Origin of the sequence: Devosia sp. YIM 151766 (genome assembly GCF_030285925.1) — a bacterium.
Lineage (GTDB): Bacteria > Pseudomonadota > Alphaproteobacteria > Rhizobiales > Devosiaceae > Devosia.
This window is the reverse complement of the sequence record NZ_CP127251.1, coordinates 816356-835668: the sequence shown is the minus strand read 5'-3', so window position 1 is coordinate 835668 and position 19313 is coordinate 816356. Positions and strand designations below refer to the sequence as shown.

20 protein-coding genes are annotated in these 19313 nt (G+C 62.4%); 5 read left to right on the top strand and 15 right to left on the bottom strand.

Annotated features, from left to right (window positions below; translation table 11 throughout):
* Positions 1-54: 54 nt before the first annotated feature.
* Complete coding sequence (locus O9Z70_RS04020; RefSeq protein ID WP_286021211.1) at positions 55-741, top strand: retropepsin-like aspartic protease family protein; 687 nt, start codon at positions 55-57, stop codon at positions 739-741.
* Between the two features lie 82 nt (positions 742-823).
* Here the strand turns inward: O9Z70_RS04020 and dusA are convergent, their stop codons facing one another.
* The 8 genes from dusA to O9Z70_RS03980 all read right to left on the bottom strand — a co-directional run bounded on the left by dusA (position 824) and on the right by O9Z70_RS03980 (position 9061).
* The gene (gene dusA, locus O9Z70_RS04015) at positions 824-1816 is read right to left on the bottom strand and encodes a tRNA dihydrouridine(20/20a) synthase DusA (RefSeq protein ID WP_286021210.1); all 993 of its coding nucleotides are present in this window, start codon (positions 1814-1816) and stop codon (positions 824-826) included.
* Between the two features lie 214 nt (positions 1817-2030).
* On the bottom strand, positions 2031-2927 hold the full coding sequence (locus O9Z70_RS04010) for an N-acetylglucosamine kinase (RefSeq protein WP_286021209.1): 897 nt from the start codon (positions 2925-2927) through the stop codon (positions 2031-2033).
* Positions 2924-4003: an ABC transporter ATP-binding protein gene (locus O9Z70_RS04005; protein WP_286021208.1), complete on the bottom strand. Its 1080-nt coding sequence runs from the start codon at positions 4001-4003 to the stop codon at positions 2924-2926. The genes O9Z70_RS04010 and O9Z70_RS04005 overlap by 4 nt, the downstream gene beginning before the upstream one ends.
* Positions 4004-4031: 28 nt before the next feature.
* Complete coding sequence (locus O9Z70_RS04000) at positions 4032-4868, bottom strand: carbohydrate ABC transporter permease (RefSeq protein ID WP_286021207.1); 837 nt, start codon at positions 4866-4868, stop codon at positions 4032-4034.
* Entirely contained in the window at positions 4868-5755 is an 888-nt protein-coding gene (locus O9Z70_RS03995; RefSeq protein WP_286021206.1) for a carbohydrate ABC transporter permease, read from the bottom strand. Before O9Z70_RS03995 ends, O9Z70_RS04000 begins: the two co-directional genes overlap by 1 nt.
* 68 nt (positions 5756-5823) lie before the next feature.
* The gene (locus tag O9Z70_RS03990) at positions 5824-7068 is read right to left on the bottom strand and encodes an ABC transporter substrate-binding protein (RefSeq protein WP_286021205.1); all 1245 of its coding nucleotides are present in this window, start codon (positions 7066-7068) and stop codon (positions 5824-5826) included.
* Between the two features lie 15 nt (positions 7069-7083).
* Positions 7084-8019, bottom strand: a complete 936-nt coding sequence (gene murQ / locus O9Z70_RS03985; RefSeq protein WP_286021204.1) for an N-acetylmuramic acid 6-phosphate etherase — start codon at positions 8017-8019, stop codon at positions 7084-7086.
* A 22-nt stretch (positions 8020-8041) separates the two neighbouring features.
* Complete coding sequence (locus O9Z70_RS03980) at positions 8042-9061, bottom strand: Gfo/Idh/MocA family protein (RefSeq protein ID WP_286021203.1); 1020 nt, start codon at positions 9059-9061, stop codon at positions 8042-8044.
* A 365-nt stretch (positions 9062-9426) separates the two neighbouring features.
* Between O9Z70_RS03980 and O9Z70_RS03975 the strand changes: the two genes are divergently transcribed.
* Complete coding sequence (locus O9Z70_RS03975; RefSeq protein WP_286021202.1) at positions 9427-10500, top strand: GntR family transcriptional regulator; 1074 nt, start codon at positions 9427-9429, stop codon at positions 10498-10500.
* Positions 10501-10554: 54 nt separating this feature from the next.
* Here O9Z70_RS03975 and O9Z70_RS03970 read toward each other — a convergent pair whose 3' ends face one another.
* The 6 genes from O9Z70_RS03970 to O9Z70_RS03945 form a co-directional block, all read right to left on the bottom strand.
* Positions 10555-12279, bottom strand: a complete 1725-nt coding sequence (locus tag O9Z70_RS03970) for a SulP family inorganic anion transporter (protein WP_286021201.1) — start codon at positions 12277-12279, stop codon at positions 10555-10557.
* Between the two features lie 78 nt (positions 12280-12357).
* Positions 12358-12684, bottom strand: a complete 327-nt coding sequence (locus tag O9Z70_RS03965) for a protein tyrosine phosphatase family protein (protein WP_286021200.1) — start codon at positions 12682-12684, stop codon at positions 12358-12360.
* A gap of 37 nt (positions 12685-12721) precedes the next feature.
* A complete protein-coding gene (locus O9Z70_RS03960; RefSeq protein ID WP_286021199.1) occupies positions 12722-13165 on the bottom strand; it encodes a YeeE/YedE family protein in 444 nt (147 codons plus the stop codon).
* A complete protein-coding gene (locus tag O9Z70_RS03955) occupies positions 13162-13593 on the bottom strand; it encodes a YeeE/YedE family protein (RefSeq protein ID WP_286021198.1) in 432 nt (143 codons plus the stop codon). The genes O9Z70_RS03960 and O9Z70_RS03955 overlap by 4 nt, the downstream gene beginning before the upstream one ends.
* Positions 13594-13665: 72 nt before the next feature.
* Complete coding sequence (locus tag O9Z70_RS03950) at positions 13666-13971, bottom strand: ArsR/SmtB family transcription factor (protein ID WP_286021197.1); 306 nt, start codon at positions 13969-13971, stop codon at positions 13666-13668.
* An 8-nt stretch (positions 13972-13979) separates the two neighbouring features.
* On the bottom strand, positions 13980-14864 hold the full coding sequence (locus O9Z70_RS03945; RefSeq protein ID WP_286021196.1) for an MBL fold metallo-hydrolase: 885 nt from the start codon (positions 14862-14864) through the stop codon (positions 13980-13982).
* A 185-nt stretch (positions 14865-15049) separates the two neighbouring features.
* Here O9Z70_RS03945 and O9Z70_RS03940 point away from each other — a divergent pair, with 185 nt between their 5' ends.
* From O9Z70_RS03940 to O9Z70_RS03930, 3 genes are all read left to right on the top strand, one after another.
* A complete protein-coding gene (locus tag O9Z70_RS03940; RefSeq protein ID WP_286021195.1) occupies positions 15050-15499 on the top strand; it encodes a universal stress protein in 450 nt (149 codons plus the stop codon).
* 70 nt (positions 15500-15569) lie between these two features.
* Complete coding sequence (locus tag O9Z70_RS03935) at positions 15570-16946, top strand: FGGY-family carbohydrate kinase (protein WP_286021194.1); 1377 nt, start codon at positions 15570-15572, stop codon at positions 16944-16946.
* Between the two features lie 28 nt (positions 16947-16974).
* Positions 16975-18267, top strand: a complete 1293-nt coding sequence (locus O9Z70_RS03930) for an NAD(P)/FAD-dependent oxidoreductase (protein WP_286021193.1) — start codon at positions 16975-16977, stop codon at positions 18265-18267.
* Between the two features lie 29 nt (positions 18268-18296).
* Here O9Z70_RS03930 and O9Z70_RS03925 read toward each other — a convergent pair whose 3' ends face one another.
* Positions 18297-19211: a DMT family transporter gene (locus O9Z70_RS03925; RefSeq protein ID WP_286021192.1), complete on the bottom strand. Its 915-nt coding sequence runs from the start codon at positions 19209-19211 to the stop codon at positions 18297-18299.
* Positions 19212-19313 lie beyond the last annotated feature (102 nt).

Here is a 19313-nt window from a genome sequence, read left to right as displayed (position 1 = left end):
GCGTCCCATGCCTTTATCGAACAGGGCAATGACCGCGCGAAAGGACCGGACAGCATGATCTTCATCGGCCTGGCGCTGCTCATCGCCATCGGCATCGCCCTGATGATCAGCGCCGATGCCGGCAGCCTGGTCGGGCTGAGTCAGGTGCAGACGGCGCAATTGGTGCCGCTGGTCATCATCCTCATCATCTTTGCCGGCGGATTGTTCGCGCGGCGGCATCGCGCTGCCGAACTGGTGGGCGGCGTATTGCTCTGGGTCGGCATTTTCGCCATCGCCATGATCACCTATGCCTATCGCGACGAAATCATGAGCGTGGCGGGCCGCGTCGCCGGCGAAATGCAGCCTGGCGTCGCCATGGTGGATAGCGGCAATGGCACCGCCACCTTCCGGCGCGGCATGGGCGGGCATTTCGAAGTGCGTGCGAGCATCAACGGGCACACGACGCCGATGATTTTCGATACCGGCGCCAGCGCCGTGGTCCTGACCATTCCCGACGCCGAAGCGGCCGGCATCGACACGGCCGGATTGCGCTATGTCGTTCCCGTCTCCACCGCCAATGGACGCGGCCTGGCCGCGCGGACGCGGCTGAATTCCATCATTGTCGGCGGCATCGAGCGGCGCAATATCACCGCCTTCGTGACCGAAGCAGGTGCGCTCGAAACCAGCCTGCTCGGCATGACCTTCCTCGAAACGCTGAGCCGCTATTCGGTGACGCAGAACTCGCTGGAACTGGCGGATTGAGCGACCAGGCGGCGGCTCTTTCGCCTCCATCATCGCCCGTTGGCGGCCTCCCCATCGTCATTCCGGCCAGGCCGGAAAGGCGTTAGCTTGCTGCTGCCATGGGCTGGTCCTCGACCAGTTCCAGCGCCCGCATCAACACTTCCGGGCCGGCATTGGGACGGCAGGCATCCACGCTGAGAATTTGACGGAACTGGCGCGCGCCGCGCCGGCCATTGGCCAGGCCGAGCATGTGGCGGGCAATATTGTTGAGACGAACGCCGCTGGTGAGCTGCGTCTCGGCATATTCGGCCATGGCCCGCATGATCTCCGCCAGGTCCGGCACCTCCCGGTCATCGCCAAAAATGCGCGCATCGATTTCGGCCAGCAGCATCGGGTTGTGATAGGCGGCGCGGCCCAGCATCACGCCATCCATATGCTCCAGATGCGTCTCGGCCTGGTCCAGCGTCTCGATGCCGCCATTGATCATCATCGGCAAAGGCGCCAGGCGCTGGCGCAGGCGATAGACGCGCGGATAATCCAGCGGCGGAATGGTGCGGTTTTCCTTGGGGCTCAGTCCTTGCAGCCAGGCCTTGCGCGCATGAACATAAAGCGCCGCGACGCCCGCCTCCGCCATCTTGTCGGCGAAGCGGTCCAGGCTTTCCTCGATATCCTGGTCGTCGATGCCGATGCGGCATTTGACCGTGACCGGCTTGTCGGTGGCGCCGCGCATGGCCCGGACACATTCGGCCACGAGATCGGGCACCGCCATCAGGCAGGCGCCGAAGCGGCCCGATTGCACCCGGTCGGAGGGACAACCGACATTGAGGTTGATTTCGTCATAGCCGAACCCATCGGCAATGCGCGTCGCCGCCGCCAGTTCGGCCGGATCGGCGCCGCCGATCTGAAGCGCAATGGGATGCTCCACCGCCGCAAAGCGCAAATGCCGCTCGGCATCCCCATGCACGATAGCTCCGCTATTGACCATTTCGGTGAACAGCAAACCATGGCGCGTCAGCAGCCGATGCAGGACCCGGCAATGCCTGTCGGTCCAGTCCATCATCGGCGCCACGCTGAACCTACGCGATTGATTGATCATGGTTTTTCTATCGCTCAAGGCATCAATGGCGAAATCGGCCAAGGCAGACACCGGCTCCCAAAGAGTTGCGGGAATAAACAATCTTGCCGGCCTTATAGACCTTCATATCGACGATATGAAGTCCGTGGACCGGACCGACAATTTCTGCCGAGCCGGAACAGTGCCCGGCCACGGTGGTGACGTCTGTGCCCGCCACGGATCGCCAGCCGGTTGCTCAGACCTGCCGGGCGGCTGTCAGGGCGGGGTCCGATTCAGGAAAATCGAGGCTATGGCCATCGAGATTGGCGCCTATGGTTTGCTTGATAATAGGGTGCAAATCGAGTGCCCCGCCAATAAAGGCAAGCGGGAGAGGGCCAATTCGCAGGATCAGCGTTCTGGCGATCGCCGCCAGCTCCGCGCCGGCGCGGCTCAGGAGTTCAATTGCGGCGGGGTCCTGATCGTGTGCAGCGCGGCCCACGGCGATGGCCAGGGTTCCGATCCGCCCACGATTGCCGGAATAGACGAATTCGCGCACGTTTCCCCATTCCCTGCCCCCCACCATCTCGAAAATATGGTGGGCCATACGGGGCATGGCGTCGAAATTTCCGTCTCTGTCATAGGCACGATAAAGGCGCTCGATTGCCCGGAGCGCGATCCAGCTGCCGGACCCGGCATCATCGACCAGAATGCCACGGCCCCCGACGCGGATCTGGGCGCCATCAACCGCCATATGGACCCCAAAGGACCCGGTTCCGGCGGAAACAACATGGCCTTCCCCCGGCCGATACACGGCGAGATAGGCCGTCGTGATATCATCGACGATGCTTGCCGGAACCCCGAAGGCCGCCGCGAATAGAGTTTGCGCCTCGCTCTCCACACCGGCGCCATAGCCGGTGAGACCAGCCCGGACCCGCGTCGGCGAAAGACCATGCGAGCAAAGCTGGGCCGCGATATCGGCGAGCGCCGCCGTGAGGCGCAGACGTTCCGCTCCGTTGAAAATATGGGCTGTCGCGCCATCGGCGCGTCCGCGCGCCAATTCTCTTCCCTCCAGGTCGCAGGCGACCCAACGGCTCCCCGTGCCGCCAATGTCTATGCCGAGACGGGTCGGCCGGCCTGTTGAGGCGGTTGTCATCGCTGAAGCGCGCGTCCGTTGCGGTCAAAGAAATGCAGCATATCCGGGGCCATTTTGATCCAGACGGTTTCTCCGGGACGATAGCCGTGCCTTCCGGTCTGGACGACGACCAACTGCTCGCCGCCGGATCGAAGAATGAAGGTTGCTTCATTGCCGGTCGGTTCGATCACCGCGATGTCGACCGGAACCGCCCCCATGGTTTCGACGCCGTCGAGACGGATATGCTCGGGACGAATGCCGAGGCTGGCGGCATCGGCGGCATGCTGGCGATGTTCGGGGGCGATGGGGATCGACAGACCGGCCATTGTCGTAAACGACAGGACGCCCTCCCGCTCAATGATCCGGCCATCGAAGAAGTTCATCGACGGCGAGCCGATAAACCCGGCGACGAACTTGTTTGCCGGACGATCGTAAAGGTCGAGAGGAGCGCCGACCTGCTCCACATTGCCGGCGCGCATCACCACGATCTGGTCGGCCATTGTCATGGCTTCGACCTGATCGTGGGTGACATAGACCGTTGTTACCTTGAGCCGCTGATGCAGTTCCTTGATTTCGGCGCGCATCGAGACCCTGAGCTTGGCGTCGAGATTGGACAGGGGTTCGTCGAAAAGGAAAACCTGGGGATTGCGCACGATGGCGCGTCCCATGGCCACGCGCTGGCGCTGACCGCCGGAAAGTTGTTTCGGATAGCGTTTGGCCAGCGCCTCAAGATCGAGGGAGCTCATCACCTCCGCCACCTTGCGGTCGCGCTCCGCCTTGGGAACGCGCGCCATGTAAAGTGGGAAGGCGATATTGTCCGCGACCGTCTTGTTGGGATAGAGCGCGTAGTTCTGGAACACCATGGCGATGTCACGGTCCTTGGGAGGAACGTCATTCACCACTTTTTCGCCGATGGCGATTTCGCCGCCGCTGATCGTTTCCAGTCCCGCAATCATGCGCAACAAGGTCGACTTGCCGCATCCCGAAGGTCCGACCAAGGCGACGAATTCGCCGTCCACGATATCCAGCGAGATGTTGGAGATGATCTCGGTCGGACCATAGCTCTTTTTCAGGGCCTTGATGCTGAGTTCTGCCACCTGAGATTCCTTTCGTTTGTCGACGTTGTCAGCCTTTGACGGCACCGGCGGAAAGGCCGGCCACCAGGTAGCGCTGTACGAACAGGAAGAAGATGAGCGCGGGAACGGTGAAGATCACGGCAGCAGCCATCATCTGGCTCCAATCCAGCGTGTATTCCCCGCGGAACGAGGTCAGCCCCACGGACAGCACCCAATTGTCCTGCGAAGCGATCAGGGTGCGGGCGAGGAAGAATTCGTCCCAGCCGGAAATGAAGGACATCGCCACCACCACTACAAGCCCCGGAAGCGCCAAGGGCAGGACGACCCGATAAAATGCGCCAAGCTGGGTGCAGCCATCGATCATGGCCTGCTGCTCGATCTCCACCGGAATCTGATCAAAGAAGCCCTTGAGCAGCCAGATGGCGACCGGGAGGATGAAGGCGGTATCGGCGATCGCGAGCCCGAAAAGACTGTTATAAAGCCCGAGCTGCTGGAAGATGACAAACAGAGGCACGACGATCAGCGCGGCCGGCAGCAATTGGGAGAACAGGATCAGGATCGTGAAGACCGAAGTCGTCTTGGTCTTGAAACGCGATAGCGCATAGGCGGCGTTGATGGCGATGATGGTGGAGAAAAGCGAGGTGCTGCCTGCCACGATGACGGTGTTGATGAACCACCGGCCGATGGCGCGTTCCTCGAAGATCGTCCAATAGGATTCGAGCGTGAAGCCGCTGGGAACGAGATGTGGCGGCCAGGAGAACATGCTCTCCGTTTCCACCGAAGAGACAAACATCCAGTAATAGGGGAAGAACACGATCGCGGCGAAAACCAAGGTCAGGACGAACCAGAAACCGCTGACGATCTTTTGTCCGTAAGAGGGGTTCATCAGGCGTCCTTTCCTTGCCTGGTGGCCCAGAAATAGACCACGCTGAAGAATAGCAGGATCATGAGCAAAGCCGTGCCGACTGCGGCGGCATAGCCGATCCGTTGATATTCGAAGGCGGTATTGTAGGTGAGGATGGACAGCGTCTCGGTGGAGCGCGCCGGCCCGCCACGGGTCATGGCATAGATCATCGTGACGCGCCGGAACGAGTTCAGCGTCAGCAGCAGAATGAGGATGATGTTCACCGAGCGCAGGGCGGGCAGCGTGACATGGAAGAAGCGCGAGACGGCGCCGGCCCCGTCAATGGTGGCTGCCTCGTATTGCTCCTTGGGGATCATCTGCAACCCTGCCAGCAGGATCAGCATGGCAAGCGGAAACTGTTGCCAGGCCGTGAGCGCGACGAGGGCCGGCAACGCCAGATGGGACTGGGAAAGCCAGGGCAGCGGTCCGCTGATCAAACCCAGGCTCGTGAACACATAGTTCAGGACGCCGAATTGCGGATCGAGCATCCAGACAAAGATGAGAACGGCGACCACTTCGGGAATGGCCCATGGCAGGATGAAAATCGTCCGGATCAGGCCGCGACCGGCAAATTCCCGGTTCAGCAATAAGGCAAAGCCCAATCCGAGCGCATAAGTCGCGGATACCGACGCGACGCCATAGATGGCCGTGACCCTGAGGGAGTTCCAGAAATACTCGTCCTGGAACAGGGCATTGAAGTTCGCCAAACCGATGAAGCGACCTTCGGAATAGGTAAGAATTCTGGTGTTGTAGAAGCTGAGGGCGATCCCCTGCATGATCGGCCAGATCAGGATCACCAGGAGCAGCAATCCCACCGGGCCCAACAGCCATAGAGGCAGAAGATTCGATCGCTTTATGGATTGCAGCATGCCGGGAATGCTCCGCTTCATTGTCCCGGAGTGCATGTTCCGTGCACTCCGGGAAGCCAGATCAAGTGTTACAGAGTAGCCGACCAGTTTTCCAACTTGGCCTGAAGAGTGTTCAGCCCGTCTTCGACTGAAGCGCGGCCGGAATAGATCTCGGACAGGGCGTCGACAACCATCTGGCGGAATTCGCCCGCATCGATCAGATAGCCGGGAGGCGCATAGCCGATGCCGCCGGGATATTGGGCGGCGATCGTCGCCATATTGCCCACCCAGGCGTTCTCCTCGAGGAATTCGGCGCTGGGTTCTGCCGTGGTGCCGGGAATCTGTAGCAGGTCTTCCAGCCAACGGCGCTGGGCTTCCTCGTCCATATAGGCCGTCAACAATTCACAGGCCTGTTCGGGGTTCGACGCCTTTGCCGGAATGACGAAGAACGCGCCGCCGGTTACCGCCGCATGGGTCGGGGTCGGCACGACCTCAAAATCGATATCCGCCATCATTTCCGGCTTCTGGTCCTGGATCTGGGTCATCAGCCAGGGGCCTTCAAACATAATGGCGACCTTGCCGTCAACGAACAGGTCGCGCGCCTGGATGACGCCGAGACCGATCGGCGCCAGACCCTCATCGAGGAAACGCTTCACCCAGCCGATAGCCTCGATATTGCGGGGATCGTTGGCGGTGATGGTTCCGTCCGGCTGCGACCAGTCCGAGCCAAATCCGAGCACCCATTGCATCGAATTGATATAGACGTGCAGGGGCGCTGCCATGTCATTGCCGAAGGCATAGCCATAGGCGCCGGTTTTTTCCTTGACCGCGAGCGAGGCGGCATGAAGCTCCTCGACGGTACGCGGCATTTCTTCGATGCCGGCCTCGGCAAGAAGCTTCCTGTTCACCACCACGGACCAGGGGCTCATGGTGACCGGCACGCCATAAATGACGTCATCGACCTTGGCGAAATCGACCGATTTGAGCAGCCGGTCGCCGAAACCGCCATCGGCGATACATTGATCGAGCGGCGCCAGGGTGCCGGCATTGATCATCGGGGGCAGCATGCTGGTAAAGGCAGTCATCAGGTCGGGAACGGCGCCGCCGGCGATCTGAGTGATCACGACTTTTTCGAAGTCGGCCGATGGAATCTGGGTGGCGGAAACCGTGTTGCCGGAGGAGGCTTCGAATTCGGCGGTGTTCCGCTTGAACCATTCGCCAACCTGCCCTTCTTCCCACATCCAGCTCGGCACATTGAGGGTGACACCCTGAGCCTGCGCCGAGACCGAGCCGAGCAGCAATGCCGCCATTGCCGATAGAACCAAAGTTTTCATTGTAGTCTCCCTTGTTTATTTGCTGGCTGCTTGGGCACCGGATGCATCCAGTGCCGTTCGCAGAATTCCGTTCGCCTGCGCGAGCCGCTGCCGCGCCTCGGGCGCATCGAGGCCCGACAGGACCATGAAGATGGCGACCTTGACGTTGTTGTCGGCCCGGGCCAGCGCCGCTTCCGCCTCCTGAAGCGAGGCATCGGTCGCCTGGCCGATAATGCGCAAGGCGCGGGCCTTGAGCTTGTCATTGGTCGCGCGCATGTCGACCATGAGATTGCCAAAGGTCTTGCCGATGCGGACCATGCTGGCCGTCGTCAGCATGTTGAGCACCATTTTCTGGGCCGTGCCTGATTTGAGCCGGGTCGAGCCGGTCAACACTTCCGGCCCCACCACCGGCACGATGGCCAATTGCGCGGCTTCGGTGATGGGCGATCCCGGATTGCAGGTGATGCCGATGGTTACGGCCCCGAGCGACCTGGCATAGCGCAGGCCCGCCAGCACATAGGGCGTACGGCCGGACGCAGCCAAGCCGACGACCACATCCTGCGCCTTCAACTGGTGCCTTTTCAGGTCCTCGATAGCGGCCGCCTCATCGTCCTCGGCGCCTTCCATGGCGTGGCGCAGCGCCAGGTCGCCGCCGGCAATGATCCCCACGACCATTGCTTCGTCGACGCCGAATGTCGGCGGACATTCCGACGCATCGAGGACGCCGAGCCGCCCGCTGGTGCCGGCGCCGGTGTAGATCAGGCGGCCGCCGGCACGAAAAGCGGCGCTGACAAGCTCCACGGCCTGGGCGATTTCGGGAAGAACTTCTTCGACCGCCTCGGCGACTCGACGGTCCTCCTGGTTCATCAACCCCACCAGTTCGAGCGCGCTGGCACCATCGAGACCTTCGGCCGCCGGGTTTCTCGCCTCGGAGATCAACTGATCGAGTTCCGATAGCAGATGATGGGTCATGACGAGGTCCTTCGCGCCCGGATCATCGCGGCAATTGAACTGGCTGGCCGAGACGCGCGGCTTCGACCAGGGCGCTGATGATCCTGGTATTGGCCAGGCCCTCTTCGCCGGTGGCGAGCACCGGCTTGTCGAAGAGCACGGCTTCAACGAAATGCACCACGGCATCGAGCACGAAGCCGGTCAAATGCGGGCCGAATGGGGGGACCAGCATGTCCGGGAACGCCCCTTTCTGCTGCGTGTAGAGTTCCATGGTCCGGTTGTGCGAGCCGTCGATGTTGATGGCGCCCTTGCTGCCCAGCAATTCGATCTTGAGGTCTTTGACGGTGTTATAGGTGTCGGGCAGAATCCAGGCATGTTCGAACACACCGACGGTGCCGCTCTCATATTCGACGGTGGCAACGTGGAAATCGGGGGCATCGACGCCCATTTCCTTGAGGATGCCATCGCGGGAAACCACATAGGCCCGCACCGGTTTGTCATCGAGAATCCAGCCGACGATGTCGATCATATGGCTGCCCAGGAACCACAGGGCCGAAGACTGGCTGGACCATTTCAGCATGTCGCGCGGCACCGCCACCGTGTTGCTCAAACGGGCATAGACATAGGAGGGCTTACCGATATCGCCGCGGGCGACGGCATCCCGCGCCGCCACCATGGGCGGATTGGCGCGATTGTGGAAGTCCACCATGAGCTTGACGCCGGCCTTATCGGCCGCGGCAATCATGGCCTCGGCGTCCTCCACGCTCGTCGCCAGCGGCTTTTCCACCAGGATATGCTTGCCGGCCCCAGCGGCGGCCACAACAGCCGCGCGATGCGCAGGATCGGGCGTGGCCACCGAGACAGCGATGACATCGGGATCAGCCATGATTTCATTGAAATCCGTCGTGAAAGCCTGGGCGCCATAGGTTTCCGCAACGGCCTTGGCGCGCGCCTCGTCCAGGTCGCAAACATATTTGAAATCCACCAAGGGATGGCGCTGATAGGCCTGCGCATGCCGCTGACCGAACAATCCCGCGCCGATAAGGGCAAATCCCTTCTTCATAAACGTCCTCATTTGTGAGAGACGCTGCGGAATGAATGCCGCAGTGTCAGAAAATTTTTCGCTGGACCGGCGCCATGATACCGGTATTATATTCGGTACTGAATTCCTGAATCGATATGAGGCTGATTCAGGTTATTCTCTCTGCCAAAGACCCAACCGGACTGAAAAACTCGGATATTGCCGACACGTGCACACCAAGAAAAATGCTGGAATTCCTCAACGCTCAGAACCTAACGCCCTGAAACATCGAGGGAAAATCAGCAGAAACCAGTCGATATCCGCAAAATCAGGACCGGCATTGTCACTCCTCGCTCAACCCGTTAGTGGTATGATACATGTATCATGAATTGCGTCAATAGGCCATTATGGATAAGACCAGTACTTTAGTTGATCTTCTGATCGAGCGCATCGATACGGGGCTCTATCCGCTTGGAGAGGCGGTTCCCTCGGAGCGGCAGCTTGTCGAGGAGCTGGGCCTGTCCCGAACCACTGTCCGGCGGGCCATCGATGATCTGGTCCATAAGGGGCGGCTTCAACGACAACCGGGCCGCGGCACGTTCGTGTCGGGCCCCAGGCTTGCCGGTATCAGGGATATCCAGGTTCAGAACGTTGTCGCGGTCCTGGTTCCGACCTTCTCGAACCCCTATTACGGCGAGATGGTGAATGGCATTGAGAAGGAAGCGCGGCGGCTCGGTCTGCGCCTCATGGTGAGCCAGTCCGACTATTCGGTCGACACTGAAGCGCGGGTGCTGGAGCAGTCGGCGTCCGATCCGACCATATGCGGCGCGCTGGTCGTTCCCGATTCCACCGAGAGAGGCTCCAGCGGCATGCAAAAATTCCTGCATGGCGGCAAGCCGGCGGTTTATATCGGTCGCTGGCCGAAAGACGTGGCTTGCGATGGCGTGCGGATCGACTATCGCATGGCGGCGCAGCAGGCAGTCGAGCACCTCATCGAATTCGGGCACCAGCGCATAGCCTATATCGAGGGTTTGCCGATCTTGCCGGGCTTCTCCCCGGTGGATGGCTATCATGACGTGCTGCGCGCCCGCAGGCTGCCCATCAAGCCCGAACTTGTGCGCATTTATGATCAGCCTTCCGAGGCAACGGGGCGCCAAGCGGTTCTGGACCTTGTTGCGGAGGGCGTAGAGTTTTCGGCGGTTTTCGCGCGCAATGACATCACCGCGATGGGCGTGTTGCAGGGCTTGCGTGATGCCGGCCTGCGTACGCCACAGGATGTCTCGGTGATCTCCATCGCCAATAGTCTGTGGGCGCGATCCATGGATCCACCGCTGACCAGCGTCAACTCACACCCGTTCTCGGTTGGCCAGGTCGCCCTCCGCTTGTTGAAGGACCGGTTGGACAATGCCTATGAAGGCCCGCCGATCAAGGCGGTGCTCGATCCCGACCTGATCATCAGAGCCTCGACCGCACGGCGTTAGCCGGTCTTCTTACCGGCAAGCCGAGACGCAATTTCCGGCTTTCGCCGCGCGAGTCTATGCCGCTGCCAATGCGTTTTTTACGGCGGAAACGGCCTCGTGCTGGCTGAGATAGATTTCGCCGTTAAGCTGCTTGAAAAACTCGGTGCCCTTGAGCCGGTCCATGACCGGTCCCTTGACCTCGGAAAGGTGGAAGCCGATGCCGGCATCGGCGAGGCGGCGGTTGATCTCCACGAGGCTTTCCAGCGCCGAGGCGTCGATGGCATTGACGGCCGAGCACATCAGGATGACGTTTTCGAGTTCGGGACGATCGGCCACATTGGCGGCGATGGTGTCTTCGAGAAAGCGCGAATTGGCGAAATAGAGGCTTTCATCGATACGGATCGAGAGGATTTCCGGACGGGTGAGCACGGAATGCCGTTCGATATTGCGATAATGTTCGGTGCCGGGCACCTGGCCGACAATGGCGACATGCGGCTTGCTGGTCCGATAGAGATGCAACAGCAAGGACAGCAGCACCCCGGCGACAATGCCCAGTTCCACGCCCCAGCCGAGCGTCACCAGGATCGTGGCGGCCATGGCGGCGAAGTCGGATTTCGAATAGATAAAGACCCGCCTTACCGCGCCCAAATCCACCAGCGTCAGCACCGCGACGATGATGGTGGCGGCCAGCGTCGCCTGCGGGAGACCGGCGAGCAACGGGGTGAGGAACAAGGCGGCGAGCGCGATGCCGATCGCGGTGAACACGCCGGCGGCCGGCGTTTGCGCCCCGGCATCGAAATTGACCACCGAGCGCGCAAAACCGCCGGTGACCGGATAGCCCGATGACAATCCGGCCGCGATATTGGCGGCGCCGAGGCCAATCAGTTCCTGGTCGGGATCGATGCGCTGGCGACGCTTGGCGGCCAGGGTCTGGCCGACGGAAACCGATTCCACGAAACCCACCACCGAGATGAGGAAGGCCGGCGCCAGCAGTGCCGAGACCAGATCGAGCGACAAGGCCGGCACTCCGAAGGCCGGCAGGCCCTGGGGGATTTCACCGACCAATGCGACACCATGCGCGCCCAGATCGAAACTGCCTGCAAGGGCGATAGTGGCGGCGACCGCGAGGATCGGCGCGGCCTTCGCCATCATGTCGGCAAGGCGCGCCGGCATGCGGAGGGCGAGCAGCAGGGGCTTGAAATATTTGCGGGCAAAAAACAGAAAACCCAGCACGCCGATGCCGATGGCCAGCGTCGGCGGATTGATCGCCGCCAGATGGCCCGAAAGCGAGATGACAATTTCAGGCAGCGTGTTGCCGCCACCGGAGAGGCCAAGGATATGGCGCAATTGCCCGGCGGCGATCAGCAGGCCCGAGGCGGTGATGAATCCCGAGATCACCGGGTGCGAGAGGAAATTGGCGAGGAAGCCGAGCCGGAAAATGCCCATGACGACGAGCATGCCGCCCGATAGCAAGGCGAGGACGATGGCGGCGGTGAGATAATCGAGCGTGCCCTCGGCGGCGATCTGGCCGATTGCCGAAGCGGTCATCAGCGAGACCACCGCCACCGGCCCGACTGCGAGCGTGCGGCTGGTGCCGAATATGGCATAGGCGACCAGCGGCAGGATGGACGCGTAAAGCCCCACTTCCGCCGGCAGGCCGGCCAGCATGGCATAAGCGAGCGATTGCGGGATCAGCATGATGGTGACGATCAGTGCCGCCAGCAGGTCGCTGCTCAGCGTGCCGCCATCATAGGTCTTCGCCCATTGAAGAAAGGGGAGATATCGGAAGGCATTGGACATGGATGGGCCGCCGGCAACGAGATGGGGGGACCGGTGCTGCACGCTGGAAATTGTGGCAGCGCCTTGCTTGGCGGGGGCTTACTGCTCCATTGCCGAATAGAGCGATGCCGCCCTGCCCCCGGCGCGGCAATAGCCCAGAACCGGGCCCTCGATAGCCGCCATCGCTGCCTTGAATTGGCTCACCTGCTCGGGCGAGGGCGTGCCGCTGACCGGAATATGAACGGCTTTCAGGCCATGTTTTTCCGCTTCGCTTGCGATCTCGGCAAAGGCGGGCTGGCCGGCATCTTCATCGTCGGGCCTGGCGCAGATAATGGCGGCATAGCCATCCCTGGCCAATTGCTCGATGTCTTCCGGACGGATTTGCCCACTGGCCGCGAACCGGTCGTCGATCTTCTTGATGCTCATTGTTCCGATTTCCTTAAATGTTGAAGAATTTGCCGGCTCAACCCGCCCTGGCGGCCGCATGTGTGGCCAGCGAATGGCGGGCGAGCCGCGCCAGGGCGATGCCGGCAATCATCGCGCCAGCAAATATCCAGGCATCGGCCTGGCCAAGCCCCATTGCGGGAATAGCACCACCCGGGCAAAAACCGGCAATGCCCCAGCCGAGGCCGAATATGGCCGAGCCGGCAATGAGCGGGAGGTCGATATCGCGGCGCGCCGGGAGGTGGAACTGGGGCTCGAAGAGCGGCGTCTGGCGCTTGAGGACGAAGAAATAGCCGAGGGCGGTGACGATCAGCGCCCCGCCCATGACGAAGGCGAGCGAGGGGTCCCAGGTGCCGGCGAAGTCGAAGAAGTTCAGCACTTTGGCCGGATTGGCCATGCCGGAGAGCGCGATGCCGGTGCCGAAGAGCAGGCCGATCATCAGTGCGGACAGGATACGGATCATGACAGGCCTCCGAGGAGGTGACGAATGACGAAGACGGTCGCGACGGTCGAGGCCATGAAGGTGAGCGTGGCGATTATCGAGCGCGGCGACAGGCGCGCCATGCCGCAAACGCCATGGCCGGAGGTGCAGCCGGAGCCGAAATAAACCCCGATGCCGACGATCAGGCCCCCGACGACGAGCCACGGGGCCGGCGTGGCGCTGTCGAAGGGAATGGCAAATCCGGTCGCGGCCACGATCAAGGCCGGGGCCGCCACGGCGCCGAGCAGAAACGCCGCCCGCCAGCCCCAATCATGGGAGAAGGGCGGCACGAGGCCGGAAAGAATGCCGGTCATGCCGGCGATGCGGCCGTGAAACGCCATCAGCAGCACGGCGGCGAACCCGATCAGGCTGCCGCCGGCCAGCGATAGCAACGGAGTGAACTCGGTCATTTATCCATGATCCTTGCGGTCGAGAGCTTGAGCATGACAATCTTCTTCACTGGGCGAAACGGGCCGCCGCCTTCATTTGCAGAATAGGTCGTGCAGGGTGTGCACGAAAGTTTCGACGCGCGGGTCGGCAAGGCGGTAGAATACCTGCTTGCCTTCCTTGCGCCCGGTGATCAGCCCGGCCGCGCGCAGTTCGGCGAGTTGCTGGGACAGGCCCGGCTGGCGGATACCCAACCCATCCTCAAGCGCGCGCACCGAACGTTCGCCCTCGACCAGGGCGCAGGCGACCAGCAGGCGGTCGGGATTGGACAGCTTCTTGAGAAAAGCGGTGGCCTCGCCCACCTTGTCCTTGAGTTCCTGGGTTTCGTTAGAAATCGCCATCACATCCATCAATCGTCCCAGGCGGCGCCGTCGAGCAGATTCAGCGGGATCTTGAGATAGCGCCGTCCATTGTCTTCGGCTTGAGGCAGCCTCCCGGCATTAATGTTGACCTGGAGGGCGTGCAGGATCAGCTTGGGCATGGCGAGGGTCTTGTCGCGCGCCTCGCGGGCTGCGACGAACGCGGCCTCGGTCTTGTGGACCGACATGTGAATGTTCTTCGCCTTCTGCTCGGCGACGGTGGATTCCCACATCGGCTCGCGGCCACCGGGCTGATAATCATGGCCGGTGAAGATGCGCGTTTCCTCCGGCAGCGCCAGGATGGCCTGGATCGAGTTCCACAATTGGGTCGCGCTGCCGCCGGGAAAATCGGCGCGCGCCGTGCCGCCATCGGGCATGAACAGCGTGTCGTGAACGAAGGCGGCGTCACCGATGACATAGGTGATCGAGGCCAGCGTATGGCCGGGCGAGAACATCACCCTGGCATCGATATTGCCGAGCTTGAACGTCTCGCCATCGGCAAACAGCTTATCCCATTGCGATCCGTCGGCGGGAAAATCGGGCCAGTTGTAAAAGCCCTTCCAGAGTTTTTGCACGTCGACGACTTTTTCACCGATGGCGGTGGGCGCGCCCGTCTGGTCTTTCAGATAGGCGACGGCGGTGAAATGATCGGCATGCGGGTGGGTGTCGAGAATCCATTCGACCGCATAGCCCCTGTCGGCGATGAATTCGAGAATGGCATCAGCATGAATGGTCGCGGTCGCGGCCGACTTCTCGTCATAATCGAGCACCGGATCGATAATGGCGCATTGCTTCGTTTCCGGATCGGCCACCACATACTGGATCGACCAGGTGCGCGGATCGAAAAAGCCGGTGACTTCGGGCTTGGCGGACATGGAACATTCTTTCTCGCGAAAGTGGCTGGGCAAAGGCCATATAATTTTGATTTCATTTATTTGCAAGTATTTTAATGCAACGATTATGCATGCGGTGCCTGGCCGCATGTCTGATCTGGATCAAAGGGCAGGTGCGGGAGTTATGATAGCAAGGCGCTCAATCCAGCGGCGGAAAGGAAACCACGATGTATGACAATATCATCTGCGCCATCGACGGCTCGGAGCTCGGCACCAAGGCGCTGCGATATGCTCTGGGCCTCGCCGCCAAGACCGGCGGCAAGATCACGGCGATCACCGTCACCGACACCTCCGTCATCGGCTCGTCGGGTCCGGAATTGATGATGGTGGATACCGGCTCCATCCTCGCCGATCTCGACAAGGCCAAGGCGGAGGCGGCCAGGAACATCCTGGCCGAGGCCGATCAGGTGGCCAAGGCGGCGGGCGGCGCTATTGTCGGCATTCACATCACCAACAGCACCGCCGCCGAAGGCATCCTGCATGCCGCCAAGGAAAGCGGCGCCGACCTCATCGTCATGGGCTCGCATGGCCGGCGCGGTCTCGGCCGCCTGCTGCTGGGCAGCCAGGCCGCCGAAGTGCTGTCCCATGCGAGCATTCCGGTGCTGATCGTCAAATAGGCTAACATGTCAGTTCTGGCGCGGTGGGGCGAAATCGGCTACATGCCGGTGAACCTCACCGGGCCGGACCATGCACGCTGACATTCCCCGCCATATCGCCGTCATCGATATCGGCAAGACCAATGCCAAGGTCGTGCTGATCGACAGCGAAACGCGCCGGCAGATCGCCGCACGGAACATTCCCAATAATGTCCGCCGCGACGGTCCCTATCCGCATATGGATATCGAGATGCTCTGGGGCTTTGCGCTGGACAGCCTCAGGGCCCTGGGCGCGGAGCACGGTATCGACGGCATTTCCATCACCACCCATGGCGCCTGCGGGGCGCTGCTGGCCGGTGACGAGCTGGCGCTGCCGATCCTCGATTACGAATTCGACGGCCCTGACAAGACCGCCGAAGCCTATGCGTCGGTTCGCCCGGACTTTGCCGAAAGCCTCTCGCCAAAACTGCCCGGCGGCCTCAATCTGGGGGCGCAATTCTTCTGGCAGGCCATGACTTTTCCCGAGCAATTTTCGCGGGTCACGGCGCTGCTCACCTATGCGCAATATTGGGCCTGGCGGCTGACAGGCGCCCGCGCCAGCGAAGTCACGTCCCTGGGCTGCCACACCGATCTGTGGGCTCCGGCGAGGGGCGAATTTTCCTCGCTGGTGCAGCTTATGGGCTGGCAGGGCCTGTTCCCGCCGATCCAGCCGGCCGCTTCCGTCATCGGCACGCTGCGCCCGGAAATCGCCGCCGAAACCGGCCTGTCGCTGCGCCTTCCCGTCACCTGCGGCATCCACGATTCCAACGCCTCGCTGCTGCCGCATCTGGGCCGGCACCACACGCCCTTCACCGTGGTCTCGACCGGCACCTGGACCATCCTGATGAATGTGGGCGGCGATACCGGCGCCCTGGATCAGCGCCGCGACAGCCTCGCCAATGTCGATGCCAATGGCCGCGCCGTGCCCACTGCCCGCTTCATGGGAGGGCGGGAATTCGACGCTCTGGTGCCTGAAATCGCCGAGCCCGGGGCGGCGGATATCGCCCATGTCATCGCCAATGACATCCAGGCGCTGCCCAGCTTCGCGCCCGGCACCGGCCCCTATGGCGCCCGGCAGGGCCATTGGACCACCGATCCGGCCAGCCTCACTCCGGCGCAGCGTTATGCCGCCGCCTCGCTCTATCTGGCGCTGATGGCGCGGACCTGCCTCGATCTGTGCGGTCTCGGCCGCTCCATCATCGTCGAGGGGCCGCTGGCGCGCAACCGGCTGTTCGGCCAGGCCCTGGCGCGGCTTGCCGGCGTACCGGTCCATGCCTCGGGCGACAGCACCGGAACCAGCCTCGGCGCCAGCCTGTTGTTCGGGGGCACCCTGCCCGAAACAGGCGGCAGCCATGCGTTCGAACCCCTGCAAGCGGCGGGGCTGGATGCCTATATTGCCAAGTGGCGCGAGCGGGTGGACCAGGTCTAGACGACAGACCCGCCGCAAGGAGAGCATCATGGCAGACCGCAAGCACCGCGTCGTAATCGTCGGCGGCGGCTTTGGCGGTCTGGCAGCGGCGAAGGCGCTGGCCGGCGCCGATGTCGAAATAGTGCTGATCGACCGGCGCAATCACCACCTGTTCCAGCCCCTGCTCTATCAGGTTGCCACCGCCGCGCTCAGCCCCTCCGAGATCGCCTGGCCCATCCGCCACCTGTTGCGCCGCCAAAGCAATGCCCGGGTGCTGATGGCCACGGTCATCGGCGTCGACCAGGCCAGCCGCGCGGTGCTGCTGGAGGACGGCGGAAGCGTGGCCTATGACAGCCTCGTTCTCGCCACCGGGGCCCAGCATGCCTATTTCGGCCATGACGATTGGGAGACTTTCGCGCCAGGCCTCAAGACGGTGGAGGACGCCACCGCCATCCGCCGCAAGCTGCTGCTGGCGCTGGAGGCGGCGGAGCGCGAAACCGATCCGGCCCGCCGCCGCGCCCTGCTGACCTTCGCCATTATCGGCGCCGGCCCCACCGGCGTCGAAATGGCCGGCGCCATCGTCGAACTCGGCCATACCAGCATCAAGGGCCAGTTCAATACGCTGTCGCCCGCCGACCTGCGCGTGGTGCTGATCGAGGGAGCCGACAGGGTCCTGCTCAATTTCGAACCCGACCTGTCCGAATATACCCTCAATGCCCTGCGCCGCATGGGCGTCGAGGTCGAATTGGGCCAGCCGGTGGTCGGCATCGACCGCGATGGCGTCAGTTTCGGCGACCAGCGCCTCGACACCAAGACCATTATCTGGGCGGCGGGGGTTGCCGCCTCGCCGGTAGCCAAATGGCTCGGCATCGACAGCGACCGGGCCGGGCGCGTGCAGGTCGAGCCCGATCTGTCGGTGCCGGGCCTTCCCGACATCTTCGTGATCGGCGACGTTGCCGGCATTCTCCAGCCGAACGGCAAGCCGGTGCCCGGCGTGGCTCCGGCCGCCAAGCAGGCGGGCAAGCATGTCGCCCGCGTCATCCGCCGGCGCCTGTCCGGCGATATGTCAGCCCTGCCCTTCCGCTATAAGCACGCCGGCGACCTCGCCACGATCGGCAAGAGTTCGGCGGTCATCGATTTCGGCTGGCTCAAGCTCAAGGGCTGGTTCGCCTGGTGGGTCTGGGGCTTCGCCCATATCTATTTCCTGGTCGAGACCCGCACCCGCATCGTCATCACCATGAACTGGCTCTGGATCTATCTCACCGGCCAACGCAGCGCCCGGCTGATCACCCATGGCGAGGCGACGAGCCGCAAGCCGCTGGATGAAGTGGATGAGGACTAGATTGCCCGGACAACGGCCGGCCCCGGGCCTTACCGCTCCACTATGGCGCTGGTGCCCGGTCCCGGCAATTGGCGCTCGCGCAGCCAGATATAAAGACCGCTGCCGATGACGATGGGCGCCCCGACATAGAGCCAGATATCGGGGGGCTGGTTGAACACCAGCCAGCTCGCCGCCGCCAGGAAGATGATCTGGAAATAGGAAAACGGCGCCAATACCGAGGCCGGCGCCAGTCCCGATGCCACGGTGATGAGCTGGTGGCCGACAAAGCCGAAAATGCCGACGGCGAAAAAGGCGAACCAGCCATCGGGCGTGCTCGGCCACGACCAGTAGAACAGCACGAAAGGCAGCAGCACGATGGTGGAAAAGGCCCCGACATAGAACTGGCTGGTGGCGGCGCTGTCGAAACTGGAAACGCGGCGGGTGAACAGCATGTAGAATGCCGTGCTGAAGGCCGCCGCCAGGCTGAGAAGCGAGGCCGGGTGGAAGGCTTCGGTTCCCGGGCGCACGACAACCAGAATACCGGCAAAGCCCACGCCAATTGCGGTCCAGCGCCGCCATCCCACCGTTTCGCCCAGCATCGGCACCGACAGAGCGCAGATGAAGAGGGGGGCGGTGAAGGCAATGGCGCCAGTGACGGTCAGCGGCAGATATTGCACGGCCAGGAAACTGCACAGCGTCGCCCCCAACAGGGTCAGGGCCCGCAAGATTTGCAGCTTCAAGCTTCCGGTCCGGATCAGCTTGGTGCCGTGGCGCGGCAGGTGAATAGCGGCAACCAGAAACAGATGAATGGCATAGCGCAGAAAAACGATCTGCACGAAGGAAATGCCGACCAGGCCCAGCCACTTGGCCGAACTGTCGATGCCGGTAAACATGAAATAAGCGGCAAGCGCCAGGCCGATGCCGAGCAGCCGGCGCTCGCCGGGCGGAGCGAAAGAAGAAGACATTGCTGACCCAAAACCGCCGCGCAGAAAACGCCGCGTCCGCTACCGTCCGCAAACCCGTCGCATGTGTCAATCGCCGGGGGAAGAAATCTTGTATGGAAGCCG

Coding starts and splice junctions, on each gene's coding strand:
- O9Z70_RS04020 (WP_286021211.1), top strand. CDS start 55: ATGATCTTCATCGGCCTGGCGCTGCTCATCGCCATCGGCATCGCCCTG.
- dusA (WP_286021210.1), bottom strand. CDS start 1,816: ATGATCAATCAATCGCGTAGGTTCAGCGTGGCGCCGATGATGGACTGG.
- O9Z70_RS04010 (WP_286021209.1), bottom strand. CDS start 2,927: ATGACAACCGCCTCAACAGGCCGGCCGACCCGTCTCGGCATAGACATT.
- O9Z70_RS04000 (WP_286021207.1), bottom strand. CDS start 4,868: ATGAACCCCTCTTACGGACAAAAGATCGTCAGCGGTTTCTGGTTCGTC.
- O9Z70_RS03995 (WP_286021206.1), bottom strand. CDS start 5,755: ATGCTGCAATCCATAAAGCGATCGAATCTTCTGCCTCTATGGCTGTTG.
- O9Z70_RS03990 (WP_286021205.1), bottom strand. CDS start 7,068: ATGAAAACTTTGGTTCTATCGGCAATGGCGGCATTGCTGCTCGGCTCG.
- murQ (WP_286021204.1), bottom strand. CDS start 8,019: ATGACCCATCATCTGCTATCGGAACTCGATCAGTTGATCTCCGAGGCG.
- O9Z70_RS03980 (WP_286021203.1), bottom strand. CDS start 9,061: ATGAAGAAGGGATTTGCCCTTATCGGCGCGGGATTGTTCGGTCAGCGG.
- O9Z70_RS03975 (WP_286021202.1), top strand. CDS start 9,427: ATGGATAAGACCAGTACTTTAGTTGATCTTCTGATCGAGCGCATCGAT.
- O9Z70_RS03970 (WP_286021201.1), bottom strand. CDS start 12,279: ATGTCCAATGCCTTCCGATATCTCCCCTTTCTTCAATGGGCGAAGACC.
- O9Z70_RS03965 (WP_286021200.1), bottom strand. CDS start 12,684: ATGAGCATCAAGAAGATCGACGACCGGTTCGCGGCCAGTGGGCAAATC.
- O9Z70_RS03960 (WP_286021199.1), bottom strand. CDS start 13,165: ATGATCCGTATCCTGTCCGCACTGATGATCGGCCTGCTCTTCGGCACC.
- O9Z70_RS03955 (WP_286021198.1), bottom strand. CDS start 13,593: ATGACCGAGTTCACTCCGTTGCTATCGCTGGCCGGCGGCAGCCTGATC.
- O9Z70_RS03950 (WP_286021197.1), bottom strand. CDS start 13,971: ATGGCGATTTCTAACGAAACCCAGGAACTCAAGGACAAGGTGGGCGAG.
- O9Z70_RS03945 (WP_286021196.1), bottom strand. CDS start 14,864: ATGTCCGCCAAGCCCGAAGTCACCGGCTTTTTCGATCCGCGCACCTGG.
- O9Z70_RS03940 (WP_286021195.1), top strand. CDS start 15,050: ATGTATGACAATATCATCTGCGCCATCGACGGCTCGGAGCTCGGCACC.
- O9Z70_RS03935 (WP_286021194.1), top strand. CDS start 15,570: ATGCACGCTGACATTCCCCGCCATATCGCCGTCATCGATATCGGCAAG.
- O9Z70_RS03930 (WP_286021193.1), top strand. CDS start 16,975: ATGGCAGACCGCAAGCACCGCGTCGTAATCGTCGGCGGCGGCTTTGGC.
- O9Z70_RS03925 (WP_286021192.1), bottom strand. CDS start 19,211: ATGTCTTCTTCTTTCGCTCCGCCCGGCGAGCGCCGGCTGCTCGGCATC.